12 protein-coding genes are annotated in these 13,471 nt (G+C 32.4%); 6 read left to right on the forward strand and 6 right to left on the reverse strand.

Going from position 1 to position 13,471, the window contains the following annotated elements:
- Window positions 1-13: 13 nt before the first annotated feature.
- The 4 genes from IGB25_RS01005 to IGB25_RS01015 form a co-directional block, all read right to left on the reverse strand.
- On the reverse strand, window positions 14-1,060 hold the full coding sequence (locus tag IGB25_RS01005) for a PLP-dependent cysteine synthase family protein (protein ID WP_211065791.1): 1,047 nt from the start codon (window positions 1,058-1,060) through the stop codon (window positions 14-16).
- A 321-nt stretch (window positions 1,061-1,381) separates the two neighbouring features.
- Window positions 1,382-2,698 (reverse strand): aldehyde dehydrogenase, encoded by a 1,317-nt coding sequence (locus IGB25_RS01010; protein WP_371815919.1) that lies wholly within the window; start codon window positions 2,696-2,698, stop codon window positions 1,382-1,384.
- The gene (locus tag IGB25_RS15315; protein WP_371815920.1) at window positions 2,674-2,838 is read right to left on the reverse strand and encodes a hypothetical protein; all 165 of its coding nucleotides are present in this window, start codon (window positions 2,836-2,838) and stop codon (window positions 2,674-2,676) included. Before IGB25_RS15315 ends, IGB25_RS01010 begins: the two co-directional genes overlap by 25 nt.
- Window positions 2,839-3,023: 185 nt before the next feature.
- A complete protein-coding gene (locus IGB25_RS01015; RefSeq protein WP_211065792.1) occupies window positions 3,024-5,843 on the reverse strand; it encodes a pitrilysin family protein in 2,820 nt (939 codons plus the stop codon).
- Between the two features lie 231 nt (window positions 5,844-6,074).
- Between IGB25_RS01015 and IGB25_RS15115 the strand changes: the two genes are divergently transcribed.
- From IGB25_RS15115 to IGB25_RS01035, 6 genes are all read left to right on the forward strand, one after another.
- A complete protein-coding gene (locus IGB25_RS15115) occupies window positions 6,075-6,899 on the forward strand; it encodes a S41 family peptidase (RefSeq protein ID WP_256437238.1) in 825 nt (274 codons plus the stop codon).
- A 121-nt stretch (window positions 6,900-7,020) separates the two neighbouring features.
- The gene (locus tag IGB25_RS15120; RefSeq protein ID WP_256437239.1) at window positions 7,021-7,476 is read left to right on the forward strand and encodes a hypothetical protein; all 456 of its coding nucleotides are present in this window, start codon (window positions 7,021-7,023) and stop codon (window positions 7,474-7,476) included.
- A gap of 35 nt (window positions 7,477-7,511) precedes the next feature.
- Entirely contained in the window at window positions 7,512-8,198 is a 687-nt protein-coding gene (locus tag IGB25_RS14600; protein WP_247653561.1) for a polysaccharide biosynthesis C-terminal domain-containing protein, read from the forward strand.
- 9 nt (window positions 8,199-8,207) lie between these two features.
- Entirely contained in the window at window positions 8,208-8,798 is a 591-nt protein-coding gene (locus tag IGB25_RS14605) for a hypothetical protein (protein WP_247653562.1), read from the forward strand.
- Window positions 8,795-9,616 carry a glycosyltransferase family A protein gene (locus IGB25_RS01030; protein WP_211065793.1) on the forward strand — a complete coding sequence of 274 codons (822 nt, stop codon included), beginning with the start codon at window positions 8,795-8,797 and terminating at the stop codon, window positions 9,614-9,616. The genes IGB25_RS14605 and IGB25_RS01030 overlap by 4 nt, the downstream gene beginning before the upstream one ends.
- Entirely contained in the window at window positions 9,567-11,180 is a 1,614-nt protein-coding gene (locus IGB25_RS01035) for a sulfatase-like hydrolase/transferase (RefSeq protein WP_211065794.1), read from the forward strand. The genes IGB25_RS01030 and IGB25_RS01035 overlap by 50 nt, the downstream gene beginning before the upstream one ends.
- A 53-nt stretch (window positions 11,181-11,233) precedes the next feature.
- On the opposite strand, the gene IGB25_RS01040 is transcribed toward IGB25_RS01035, so the two are convergent.
- Both IGB25_RS01040 and hemN read right to left on the reverse strand, forming a co-directional pair.
- Window positions 11,234-12,064 (reverse strand): universal stress protein, encoded by an 831-nt coding sequence (locus IGB25_RS01040; RefSeq protein WP_211065795.1) that lies wholly within the window; start codon window positions 12,062-12,064, stop codon window positions 11,234-11,236.
- 18 nt (window positions 12,065-12,082) lie between these two features.
- Window positions 12,083-13,456, reverse strand: a complete 1,374-nt coding sequence (gene hemN, locus IGB25_RS01045) for an oxygen-independent coproporphyrinogen III oxidase (RefSeq protein ID WP_371815921.1) — start codon at window positions 13,454-13,456, stop codon at window positions 12,083-12,085.
- Between the last annotated feature and the right edge of the window lie 15 nt (window positions 13,457-13,471).

Consider the following 13,471-nt stretch of genomic DNA (forward strand, 5'->3'; position numbering starts at 1 on the left):
ATCATTTATTTCTTTATTTTGTTAAATTATTTAACTTTTTATTAATTTTTTTTGGTTCGGGTTCTAAAAATCCTTGAGTTTTCATCCATTTATCGCTGTATATTTTGCTCATATATCGCGATCCATGGTCTGGAAAAATTACTACAACATAGCTGTTTTCATCAAATTCTCCTTCGGCATCTAATTGATAAGTGCCTTGCATAGCGACTCCACTGGTGTAGCCTACAAACATGCCTTCGGTTACGGCAATTTTTCTAGCCATTAAGGCACTTTCTTTATCGGTAACTTTTGTAAATTTATCAATAACACTAAAATCAGTGGCAGTTGGAATCAAATTTTTACCTAAGCCTTCAATTTTGTAAGGATAAATTTCGTTTTTGTCTAATTTGCCAGTTTCGTGGTATTTTTTCAGCACTGAGCCGTAGGCGTCAATTCCAAGTATTTTAATATTAGGATTTTGTTCTTTCAGGTATCTGGCAGTTCCAGAAATCGTTCCGCCAGTTCCGCAACACGCTACAAGGTGCGTGATTTTACCTTGGGTTTGTTTCCATATTTCTGGTCCAGTTGATAGATAATGGGCTTCAATATTCAATTCATTAAAATACTGATTGATATAAATTGATGGTTTGATTTTTTGGTGAAGGCTTTTGGCGACTTCGTAGTAGGAGCGTGGGTCTTCTGGTGCTACGTCTGAAGGGCAAACATGCACTTCTGCTCCCATAGTTTTTAGCAAATCAATTTTGTCTTGAGACGATTTTGAGCTGACGGCTAAGATGCATTTGTAGCCTTTTATTGTAGTCGCCATAGCTATACTAAATCCGGTATTGCCACTTGTGGTTTCTATAATGGTATCGCCAGGTTTTAATAAGCCGTTTTTTTCAGCTTTGTTGATGATGTGTAAAGCTATTCTGTCTTTTGCTGAATGGCCTGGATTATTAGCTTCGTATTTGACGTAAAATTGACCTTTTAAATTTTCTGTTATACGGTTGAGTTTTACTAATGGTGTGCAACCGATTAAGGTCAATAAATTTTCGTGTGTGTTGAGATACTCATCTGACATGATATCGTTTTAAAATAAACTTTTAAAAAAAAAGCAAGTTGCAAATTTAATTTTTTTTTATCAATTAGCTTAAAAGCTTAGTGTTTTATTGAAGTTTAAGTTTTAGGTGAGAACAAATTTTCTATAAAATAATCAGAGTTCGGCTAAGAAAATTACATTATTTTGAGCTACTAACACATTCAATGAATGTAAGGGTTTTCAGAGCATTAGTGGCAACAGAAAAAAAATGTTATATAAATAGATGAGTGTCTTATATAAAAATGTCATTGCTAATGTTAAAAAAGTTAAAGTTGTAACTATATCATTGGCAAGTATCTGATTTTAAAATTCTGTATTGTAGTCGATACAAACATTTTTAGGTTCAGTAAAAAAACGCAAAACTTCAAAACCACCTTCACGACCAACACCTGATTGTTTAGTACCGCCAAAAGGTGTTCTTAAATCTCGATTAAGCCAAGTGTTTACCCAAACAATACCAGTTTCAAGCCTTTGGCTCATACGCATACAACGATTTAAGTTTTGTGTCCAAAGTGTGGACGATAAACCATACAAGCTATCATTGACCATATTTAGAACTTCGTTTTCGGTTTCAAACGGCATTAAAGTGACCACTGGACTGAAAATTTCTTCTTGGTTGAGTTTGCATTTATTGTCTTTGACTTCAATTATGCAAGGTTTTAAGTAATATCCATTTGGGTATGATTTTAAAATAAGTTTTTCTCCACCACACAAAATATTCATGTTGTGATTTGTTTTAGCTAAATTGATATAAGATTCAATTTTTTCTAAATGAGCTTTAGAAACGATAGCTCCCATATCGAAATTATCATCGATTGGATGCCCAACTTTTAGTTTGCTGACACGGTTTACAAAGTCATTTTTAAATTTGTTATATAAAGTTTTTTGCACATAAATTCGAGAGCCACATAAACAGATTTGACCTTGATTGGCAAATGAAGATTTTAAAGTGGTAGTCATCATTTTTTCATAATCACAATCTTCAAAAATGATATTTGGGTTTTTGCCACCTAATTCTAGTGATAATTTTTTGAACATAGGAGTCGCTGTTCTTGCAATATGCTCACTTGTCTTAGTGCCACCAGTAAATGATATAGCTTTTACTTTAGGGTGTTCTACAATGGCTTGACCTGTTTCTGAACCCAAACCATGCACTAAATTTAAAACCCCTTTGGGCAAACCTGCTTTTTCACAGATTTCACAAAGTAAAAATGCTGTCATCGGCGTAATTTCACTGGGTTTGGCTATCACGCAATTTCCAGCGGCTAATGCAGGTGCGATTTTCCATGTTAATAGATATAACGGTAAATTCCATGGCGAAATGCGACCCACAACACCCATGGGTTTTCTAAGGGTGTAATTAAGAGCGTTTAAACCTTGGCTTTCGTGACTTTCGCTATAAAATTGTGTTACAGCATGTGCATAAAATCTGAAGTTAGCAGATACTCGAGGTATATCTATGCTTTTTGATAAATGTATAGGTTTTCCATTATCAATTGACTCGGCAAGGGTAAAATCATCAAGATTTTCTTCTATTAAATCCGCAATATTTGATAGTATTTGAGAGCGTTTATTTAAGCTTGTATTGGACCAACTTAAAAAGGAATTTTCTGCGACCATAACAGCAATATCAACATCTGATGCATTGCTACGAGTGATTTGACTGTAAACTTAACTGTTGCTGGATTTATATTTTCTAAAAAATTATTGGATTGTGAAGCGACAAATTGCCCGTTTATGTAGTTTAATATTGTTTTCATAATTTTATAAAGTTATTAATACTTTGCTATAAGTGCCAAATATATAGCTTTAAAAAATGGGTTTTGGTTAAAATAAAACTGAAATGATAGAAAGCTTATGACAGGTCATAATACATAAAACTCACTAAATAAAAAAGCCTTGAACATCGATTGATCAAGGCTTAAAAAAGTAGCATCAGAGAATTTTATTTTTCAGATTCTGGCATCAACATAGCGATGTATTTATCACCCGAAGCATATTTTTTTGCTACATCTTGGACATCTTTAGCAGTTACTGCATTTACTCTTTCCATCTTATTTAATAGGCTATCTGCACTTCTCTGGTTATAGTAAGCCAATGTTAATTGATCGAGCCAATATTTGTTTTTCTTAAGGTTTTCGTCATGATCAACCTTTTGGGATTTTTTGTATTTATTCAAATCTTCCTCAGTTGGTCCGTTGTCGATGATTTTTTGTAATTCATCTAAAGCAGATTGAGTCAAGCTTTCTGCATTTTCAGGACCACAAGGAAATTGAATAGATAGGGTATATTTACCATAGGGAAATTTGCTCATACTTGCATTGGCACCAACACCATAAACTCCACTTTCTTCTTCTCTTAAATTTTCAACGAGTTTAATGGTAAGAATTTCGCCTAAGGCGTCCAAAGCTGTGGCTTCTTTTTGATTGTATTTTGCTTCGCCATAAAATTGAATTCTTACACTACTTTTAGGGTCGTTACCTTTGTAAAATACTTTTTTGAAATCTCCTTGTTTTTGACGAAAACCTAAATCTGTGATTTTTTCTTTTTTGTCAGGGTTTGAAGGTAATGCTGCAATGTATTGTTCGGCTAATTGTTTAAATTGATTTTCATCAATGTTACCTACAAAATAGAAATGAAAGTCAGCAGCATTGCTAAAGCGTTCTTTGAACGTTTTATAGGCTAAATCGTAATCTGTTTTTTCCCAAGCTTCATCATCTGGTAATATGCCAGTCCATCTTGGATTGTCTTCGTTTAAAAATCCATAAGATTTATCGAGAAAGTAAATGTTTGGTGAAGCTAACATATTACTCATAAATGCTTTTTGTTTTGCTTTGTAACCTTCAAAAGCTTCTTTATTATAATTCAAATCTGTAAAATAGGCTTGGAGCATTTGCATGAGATATTCTAAATCTTTCGGAGAAGCTTGACCATTAAATCTTTCGGTTGTGTTTGAGACTGAAAAATTTAATCTGGCAATTTTATCACTCATGAACTTGGAGATGTCATTTTTGTTAAGTCCAGAATAACCTGCTTCAGAAAGTCCTCTCATTGCCCACCTAACTTTGTGATAAGTTTCAGTTTCTAAAAGGTTTGTACCACCATAACTTACAGCTTCAAAGAGTATTTCATCGTCTTTATAATCTGTTTTTTTGTAAGTAACTTTTGTACCGTTTGACAGTGTAAGAGTTGTGGTGCCAAGTGCATCATTTTGTTTTGTAGCTAAAATTTTTCCAGGTTGAAGCGTTTTTCTTACCAAGCTGGTAGATATCTCACTTTCTTGGTAAGGTGAAATATTGTCAAAATCTTTATTTACGATATTTAAAATTTGTTCTTCAGTAGGTTTTTTGCTTTCATCCTTATATTCAGGTCCAGTAAAAACAACAACTCTACTATCTTTTCTGATGTAATCATCAATCATCTTGTTTATGTCATCGAGACTTATTTTAGGAAGCGTTTCTTGTGTAAATTGAAAATCCCATTCTATTCCTGTATAAATATCACCGCTCAAAAATTGCTGTTGCAGTTGACCGACAAAGCGATTAGACTCGGTTTTTTCTCGTTCTTTATACTGGTTTTCAAGTCTTTTTAAAATTTCTTGTTTGGCTCGTTTAAATTCTCCAGTTGTAAAACCGTGTTTCTTAACACGAGCATTTTCTTCTAATAAAACTTCAAGAGCTTTAAGTTGATCATTGTTGGTAGGAATGGCAAATGAAGTAAATGCCATTTTTTTATCATTGACTAATCCACCATAATAAGTGAATCCAAAAGTAAATGGCGGGTTTGGTGAATTGGCAATCTCATCGAGCCTATTGTTGAGCATAGTAGAAAACAATTGACTTTTAATTTGTTCTTTTGCTAAAGCATAGGTGGTAACTGGTTGACGCTCTTTTGGGTTTTTGTAATATAAAGATACTTGTGGTGAAGTAGCTTCTTTGTCGGTAGCTACGGCAACAAAAGTTTCGTCGTGGCTTGGCACATCATATTCTTTGCGTTCTTTTTCCTTGTTAGGGTTTTTATATTTTGAAAATCTTTTTTTGATGTCTTTTTCCATTTTATCAACATCAATATCGCCTACAGCTATAAAAGCCATCATATCAGGTCTATACCAATCGTTATAAAAATCGATCAGTTCTTGATATTCAAAATTTTCTAATATTTCTTTCTTGCCAATAGGTAAACGTTTAGCATATCTTGATTTGTATAGCAGTTTGTCAAAATATTGTTTACGCATTCGTTCTTGAGCACCTAAGCCAAGTCTTAATTCTTCAAGAACAACGCCGCGTTCTTTGTCAATTTCATTGGGTTCTAAAACAGCATTAAAAGCCCAATCTTCCATAATGTCCATAGCTTTTGGTAAGTTTTTAGGATCATCTAAAGGAATGGGTAAAAAATAAACCGTTTCGTCAAAACTGGTGTATGCATTTAAGTCATTTCCAAATTTTACACCAATACTTTGCAGATAATCTACAAGCTCGTTTTCTGGAAATCGTTTGGTTCCATTAAAATTCATATGCTCCATAAAATGAGCTAAACCGAGTTGCTCTTCGTTTTCTAAAACCGAACCAGCCTTGACAACAAGTCGTAAAGTAACTTCGTCTTCTGGTTTTTGATTTTTTTTAATGTAATAGGTCATACCATTTTTAAGCACGCCCGTTCTTACACTTTCGTCTATTTTGAGTTTCTTGTTGTTTTCTGGTGCTTGTGCAAAGCCAATGAAGCCAACTAACACAAACATCATAAGGATTTTTAATGATGATTTCATAAATTATAATTTTATATTTTAACCAAATATATGAGAAACTAAATATTTAGTCTGTCATTTATAAAATATTAACATATTCAACTTATGATTTATAGTGGATGTTATAAAATATTATCTTGAAGCCAAATTCAGGTTGAAATTACTTTTAATACTTTTGATTTTTTAATTTAACTTTAAAAGTTTAAACAATTTGTTTACTTTGTAGAGCGTTTTAATCAAAGCAAACTAAGTATGAAAAATTTAAACCGAATTTGGGTTCTATCAATTTTACTTTTTGTCAGTGTATCTTGTCAAGATGATTTTGATGACGTGATTTCACCAGCAAGTGATTTGGAGATTCAAAATTTTGTTTGGGAAGCTATGAATTTATTTTATGTTTATAGAAGTGATGTTCCCAATTTAAGCGAGAGAAGCTCATCTGATGCTGATTTTAACGAGTTTTTGAGTAGTTTTGATTCTCCTGAAAACTTGTTTGATAACTTGCTTAGAGAAGACGATCGTTTTAGCGTTATTGTATCTGATTTTAGGGTTTTAGAAGAAGCTCTTCAAGGACAAAGTTTAAGTAATGGTATGCAATTTGGTTTAGTTTTAATTCAAGATACCAATCAGGTTTTTGGTTATGTCAGATATGTTGTTCCAAATTCTTCAGCCGATACACAAGGTGTTGAACGCGGAATGATTTTTACTGAAATTGATGGAACAGCTCTTAGTGAAACTAATTTCAGGGAACTTCTATCACCAGAACAATACAGTATTGGTTTGGCTGAATTGCAAAATGAACAGCTCGTTTTAACTGGTGAAACTATTTTATTAAACAAATCCAATTTAACTGAAAACCCTATTCATATTGCTACAACACTTGATATTAGTGGTCAAAAAATTGGCTATTTGATGTATAACAGCTTTAGGTCAAATTTTGAATCAGAACTCAACCAAGCCTTTGGAGATTTTGTGGCAAATGGGGTTTCAGATTTAGTTTTAGATTTAAGATACAACGGTGGTGGCAGTATTGAAACCGCCAAAGATTTAGCTTCTATGATTACGAGGTCAATTTGATGGTCAAGTTTTTGCTGTAGAAAGATTTAATGAAAATTTTGATGATGAGACACTTTTTTTTGATGACCAAACAGCAAACGGCGAAGATATAAATAATCTCAATTTAGATCGTGTTTTTGTTTTGACCACAGGCTCAACAGCTTCAGCAAGTGAGTTGGTTATTAATGCTTTGAATCCTTACATTGATGTCATTCAAATCGGAACCACAACTACGGGTAAATTTCAAGGTTCAACAACTTTATACGACTCGCCAGACTTTAGAAGGCAAGGGGCAAATCCTAATCATTTTTATGCCCTGCGACCTTTGATTCTTGAGATTGAAAACGCCGAAGGTTTTACGGGATTTACTGAAGGCTTTGAACCTGATATTATTTTAGAGGAAGATTTTTTTAATCTCGGTGTTTTAGGAGATCTTTCAGAACCATTTTTGGCAAGAGCACTACAAGAAATTGGTGCTGGTGTTCAAAAACCAAGTCAGCCAGATGAAATTGTTAAATCTGTAAATTTAGAATTTAAAACTCTTGGCGAATCTGAAATGCACCAGCCTAACTACCAACGGATGTATATCAACAACTAAAACCGTTGTAGCTCTCAAATGATAAATATTCTTTCATGTTTAAAACTTTAAAAAAACTTGTATCTAATTCACCACTTTTGCAAGTTACAAGTTTTAATAGTTTAAGCATAAGTATTAAGTTGATTAGCGACCTTGTTGTTGCTAAATTATCAGCGGTTTTGTTAGGTGCTCAAGGCGTTGCTTTGATTGGTAATTTACGTAATATTTTAAGTGTTTTTCACAATTTTTCAAGCGGTGGTTTAGATAATGCAGTTGTGAAATATACAGGTGAATTTCATACCAATCATAAGGCTTATCAGACTTTTATATCCACTTTATTTTGGGTTTTTGTGGGTTTAAGCCTCGTTGTGTTTTCTGTTGTTTTCATCTTTTCCAAATCTTTGTCAGGATTAGTTTTCAATGATGTGTCTTATGCATTTGTTTTTAAATGGACGGCTTTACTTTTGCCACTTTATGCATTAAATGTTTTTATGCTTGGCATTTTAAAAGGCTTAAGCAGATTCAAAAAAGTGATTCGCATACATATTCTATCACATTTTTTGAATCTTATTTTATTTGCTTTTGGTGTTTTAAGTTTTGGATTGTCTGGTGCTTTGATGGCTGTGGTGGCAGTTCCTTCTTTCAGTTTTTTTATAAGTTTATTTATAGCTTCAAAACATCTGAACTTAACCTGCTTTAGTTTAAAAGTTTTTTCATTTTCACAACTTAAAAATTTTGGCTAATACGCTTTTATGACTTTGATTTCTGCTATAAGTTTTCCATTGGTATTTATAGGAATTCGGCAATATTTATCTACACATCTCAGTATTGATGCCGCAGGATACTGGGAAGCCAATTTTAGACTTTCTACATTTTATTTGGTTTTTATGCAGTCTTTGTTGAATCTTTATGTTCTACCAAAATTGGTTGAAGCCAAAACTGATAAGGCTTTTCAATCAACTGTTTTAGAATTTTACAAGCAAATTATTCCTTTATTTGCTATTGGATTATTCGTTGTTTTTCTTTTAAAAAAATACATTGTTTTATTGGTATTTTCAGATGAATTTTTGCCAGTCACTTCATTGTTAGGTTGGCAAATTGTAGCTGATTTTTTTAGAATTCTCAGTTTAGTTATGATCTATCAATTTCACGCCAAAAAAATGTTATGGCATTATATTGTTACCGATTTGTTGTTAGCCTTAGGCTTGTATTTTTCGGCTATCTATTTTGTTGATATTTACGATTTGCAAGGCGTGGTTATTGGTCATGCTTTGACCTATATTTTGTATTTTGTGTTAATCCTATTTTTGTTTAGAAAACCACTATTTAAACCACAATTATGATTCAAACTTCTGATATAGAATTTTTGATTTCTACGATGAATCGAAGTGATTTTGATTTTTTAGAAAAGATGTTTAAATATCATAACTTGTCAGATTTGAATATTTTGATAATTAATCAAACTACAAAAGACAAGATTTTAAAAACTAATAGAAAAAATATAAGAGTAGTCAATGTATTTGAAAAAGGACTGAGTAAAAGTAGAAATCTCGCTATAAAACACGCCAAAGCCAAAATATGTTTTATAGCCGACGATGATATTGAATATTTGCCTAACGCTATTGACACGGTAATACAAGCCTATCAAGATTATCCCGATGCAACTTTGATTTCTTTTCAATTTCTAAGAGAAAACAATCAGCCTTGTAAAATTTATAAATCACAATCAGGTTATCAAAATAGATTATTACATCAGCAATCTCTTTCATCTATAGAAATAAGTTTCAACCTAAAACTTGTTAGGAATAATGATATTGCTTTCAATAATTTATTTGGTCTATGGGCTCGTTTTGTTTGTGCGGAAGAATCCGTTTTTCGGGATGATATTATAAGAAAACACCTTAAAGTTGTTTATATTGATAAGCCCATTGTGAAGCATTACGGCAAAACAACTGAACCAGATGAAGGTTCTAAGGCATACACTCAGGCTTTGACTGCCCAAAAATATTTACAACACAAAAACCTTATTTATCTTTGGTTGATGCGTTATATTTGGCTGTTGCTAAAACGTAAAGTGATTAAACCTTCGCAAATCTCTCAAATTTGGAATTATGGCGTTACCGCTGTTCAAGATTATAAAAAACTTACTTCAGAGCAATAGAACAGCAATTGTATATTGGCTTTTGCCTTTATTTTTGTCTTTACTATTTCAGGCGTATGGTTTTGGTTGGAATCGTATTTTACCAAGAAATTTTGTTGAAAACGTTGCTACACTTATCATAATTGTTTCTTTTAGTCTGTTGTTTAAAAACCAATGGCGGAAGTTTTTTCAAATTTTAGGCTACATCTTATTCGTATTTAATAATCTGTTTGAAAGTATTTATTACTATTTATTTAAGGCCAATATTAGTGCGTCTTCAATTTTTATTTTATTAGAAACTAACCTTGCCGAAGCTAGAGAATTTGTTGAATTTTATCTCAATCCATTTATTGTTATTGCCATAGTTACTTATTTAGTTGTGTTGATTTTCTATTTAATTAAAAGACCTGTATTTACTTTTCCTAAAACATTCAAATACCAATATGTAATTTACACTGCTGGCGTATTGATTCCTCTTGCTTTGATGATATATAGAGGATTTCAGCAATACAATTTTTTATATTTAAGTGTTTCATCAGTTTACGAATATATTGAGGAGCAACAAAAAATGCTTCAGTATAATATTGATGAGCCATTGGCAGATGTTGATGGTTTTGAATTTCGTAATAAAAATGATACGGCAACTTATGTTTTGATCATTGGCGAATCAACCACAAGACGACGAATGAGTGTTTACGGTTATAACCGAAAGACAACTCCTTTTTTAGATAGTTTGAAATCTGATTTGTGGCTTTATAATAATGTCATAAGCTCTCATGCTCATACAATTGGTGCTTTAAAAGATGCCTTAACACTCAACAGTTTATCAACTGATAAAGATTTTTCTATCATTCAATTGATGAATCAAGCTGGATTTAAAACCTTTTGGATTTCAAACCAAAGACCCATTGGTCAGTATGAAAGTTTGGTAACTCTTATTGCACGTAGTAGTGATAAATATCTGACAAAAAACACAGCTAAAGATGGAGCTATTACGCCTTATGATGAAGTTTTATTACCAGAATTTAAAAAGGCTTTAAAAGACAAAGCATCCAAAAAATTCATAGTATTGCATCCTTTAGGAACTCACTTGCTTTACAGTGATAGATATCCTGAAGAGTTTAAAAAATTTGTTGGCAAAAGTCCTTCAAATTTTGATCATCAACAAGCTCATCGTCGATCTAATGCTTATGATAATTCAGTTTTATATCACGATTATTTTTTAAAACAGGTCATTGATGAAGTAGCAAAAATAGAACATCCCGTATATGTGCTTTATTTTTCTGACCACGGCGATGAAGTTTATGAAAGCATTGATTTTTCTGGACATGCCGAAGAAAACCCTACAAAATCTATGCTTGAAATTCCTTTTTTTATATGGATGAACAAAAGTTTTAAAAACGAATTTAAAGCTCAATACATACCAGAAAACCCTTATATTTTAAGAGATTTTATGCATACTTTTTCTGAACTAAATGGAATTCGATTTAGGCAATTTGATTCTACTAAAAGTATATTTCACAAACAGTCAAAAAATTTGAAACCTAAGGTCTTAAAAGGTATATATTATAAAGATTTGCCATAAAAAACTCCCCTAATTGATTAGAGGAGTCTATATAATGTGGATATATTCTTTTTTTAAATTTTAAATGTAATTACTGGTAACGTAGAGTGATTAACAACATCTTCGCCAATACTACCATTAAAGAAGTGTGATAAGCCTTTTCTACCGTGAGTTGGCATAGCAATTATGTCTGCTTTTAGAGCTTTTGCACCGTTGATTACACCAAGTTCTATCGTATAGTCATTGTAGATTTTAATATTTTCAAAATCAGACATATTAGCTTTGTCTAAGAAGCTTTTAATCTGATGAGTGATTTCTTCAGAGCTATAAAATTGATTGCCTGGCAAGTTGACATACAATAAATGCAGATTGGCATCAAAACTATCAGCAAAAGATTTTGCTTTTTTAAAAGCATTTAGATTTTCTTCATCAAAGTTTGATGCAAACACGATGTTGTTGATTTCTAGTTTTTCAAGCTCTTGCTTAACTACAAGAACAGGAACTTTTGAGTGTCTTACTACCTTTTCAGTGTTAGAGCCAATGAGAATTTCATCAATACCGCTAGCACCATTTGAACCCATAACGACAAAGTCAATCTCTTTTTCTTCTTGAAGTTCTTTGATACCCATAGTTGGTGAACCTAATTCTACTGTATCTATGACTTTTAAACCTTCAAGATAAGGCTTGTCTAAAAACTTGGTAAAGCGTTTTTTGACCATTTTCATAAAGAAAACGATTTGTTCGTCGTTGATATTAAACTGTTCTGTGCCAAATAGGGTTTCGGCCATTTCTACGACGTGTAGAACATATAGTTCAGCATCATTCTTTCTAGCCAATTCAGCTGCAACTCTTAGTGCATTTTCTGATGGTTTTGAAAAATCGACAGGTATTAAAATTTTTTTCATTGTATTAGGATTTATAGATTAAATTGTCATTGAAAATAATTGTGTGTTTGGCTTTTTTCTTAGCATTCTTACATCAAAAGCCATACAGATGTTTCTGATGAATGCTTTAGAAGTATCATAGACTTTTATGTGTTTATTTTTGATTTCAATTAAATCATCATCAACAAAAGTTTGAAGATTTTGGTATATGAGTTGAAGTGTTTTGATATGTAATTTAGTATTTGTTAAATCCGTTTCAAATTTAGTCATTAAATTTAAAATATGTTGACGAATTTCAAGATCTTCTGATGTTAAAATGTGTCCGCGAAAAACAGGAATTTTATTTTGTCTCAACCTATTGTAATATTCTTCTAAAGTTTTTTCGTTTTGAGCAAAGCCAAACCACGCATCGCTAATTGAAGAGACGCCAAGTCCTATGAGGTGTTTTGTTTGTTGTGTAGTGTAGCCCATAAAATTTCGGTGAAGGGTTTTGTTTTGCTTTGCTTGATATAATTCATCATCAGCCAATGCAAAATGATCCATACCAATTTCTTGGTAGCCGTTGTCTTCTAATATTTTTTTGCCTAATTCATATTGCAATCTTTTGGTTTCGGCATTGGGTAAGTCAGAATATTTAAAACCGCGTTGACCATTGCCTTTTATCCAAGGCGTATGAGCATAACTGTAAAATGCAATGCGGTCTGGTTTGAGTTCAATAGTGCTTTGGATAGTGTTTAGAATATGCTCCACAGTTTGAAAAGGTAAACCATAAATCAAATCGTGACCTACTGATTTATAGCCAATTGCTCTAGCGGTTTCGGTAACATATTTTACATTTTCAAAGCTCTGAATACGATTTATGGCTTTTTGAACACTTTCATTGTAGTCTTGAATTCCATAGCTGACACGGCTAAAATGGTAATCATGCAAAACTTTTAAGTGTTCAAAAGTGGTGTTGTTAGGATGACCTTCAAAACTGAATTCAGCATCATCAGCGATAAAAGTGCGTTCAAAAATGCCTTGTAAAAGCTTAGCTAAATTTTCTGGCGAAAAAAATGTTGGCGTGCCACCACCAAGATGGATTTCCTTAATGGTAAGTTTGAACCCATAAACAATTGTGTATAGATCTAATTCTTTTAAAAGGGCTTTGATGTAGGGTTTTTCTACATTATGTCTTTTGGTAATTCTTTTGTTACAAGCACAAAACGTGCATAAACTTTCACAAAATGGTAAGTGAATATAAAGACTTATAGAGTCGTTAGGACAAGCTGATTTTTTGATCGTAGCCAACCATCGGTTGTGCGAAAATGACTCGTCGTCCCAATAAGGCACCGTAGGATAACTGGTGTATAGCGCTCTGCAACGTTGTATTTTTTTATTAAATCTTGCATTTTTACTGGGTTTGTTATACAAATTTAATTCATAAAA

The organism is Flavobacterium sp. CS20 (genome assembly GCF_018080005.1).
Lineage (GTDB): Bacteria > Bacteroidota > Bacteroidia > Flavobacteriales > Flavobacteriaceae > Psychroflexus.

Excerpts from the sequence above, each read along its gene's own strand:
- IGB25_RS01030 (WP_211065793.1), top strand. The coding sequence starts at position 8,795 with ATGATTCAAACTTCTGATATAGAATTTTTGATTTCTACGATGAATCGA.
- IGB25_RS01015 (WP_211065792.1), bottom strand. The coding sequence starts at position 5,843 with ATGAAATCATCATTAAAAATCCTTATGATGTTTGTGTTAGTTGGCTTC.
- IGB25_RS01040 (WP_211065795.1), bottom strand. The coding sequence starts at position 12,064 with ATGAAAAAAATTTTAATACCTGTCGATTTTTCAAAACCATCAGAAAAT.
- IGB25_RS15315 (WP_371815920.1), bottom strand. The coding sequence starts at position 2,838 with ATGAAAACAATATTAAACTACATAAACGGGCAATTTGTCGCTTCACAA.
- IGB25_RS01005 (WP_211065791.1), bottom strand. The coding sequence starts at position 1,060 with ATGTCAGATGAGTATCTCAACACACACGAAAATTTATTGACCTTAATC.
- IGB25_RS14605 (WP_247653562.1), top strand. The coding sequence starts at position 8,208 with ATGACTTTGATTTCTGCTATAAGTTTTCCATTGGTATTTATAGGAATT.
- IGB25_RS14600 (WP_247653561.1), top strand. The coding sequence starts at position 7,512 with ATGTTTAAAACTTTAAAAAAACTTGTATCTAATTCACCACTTTTGCAA.
- IGB25_RS01010 (WP_371815919.1), bottom strand. The coding sequence starts at position 2,698 with ATGGTCGCAGAAAATTCCTTTTTAAGTTGGTCCAATACAAGCTTAAAT.
- IGB25_RS15115 (WP_256437238.1), top strand. The coding sequence starts at position 6,075 with ATGAAAAATTTAAACCGAATTTGGGTTCTATCAATTTTACTTTTTGTC.
- IGB25_RS01035 (WP_211065794.1), top strand. The coding sequence starts at position 9,567 with ATGGCGTTACCGCTGTTCAAGATTATAAAAAACTTACTTCAGAGCAAT.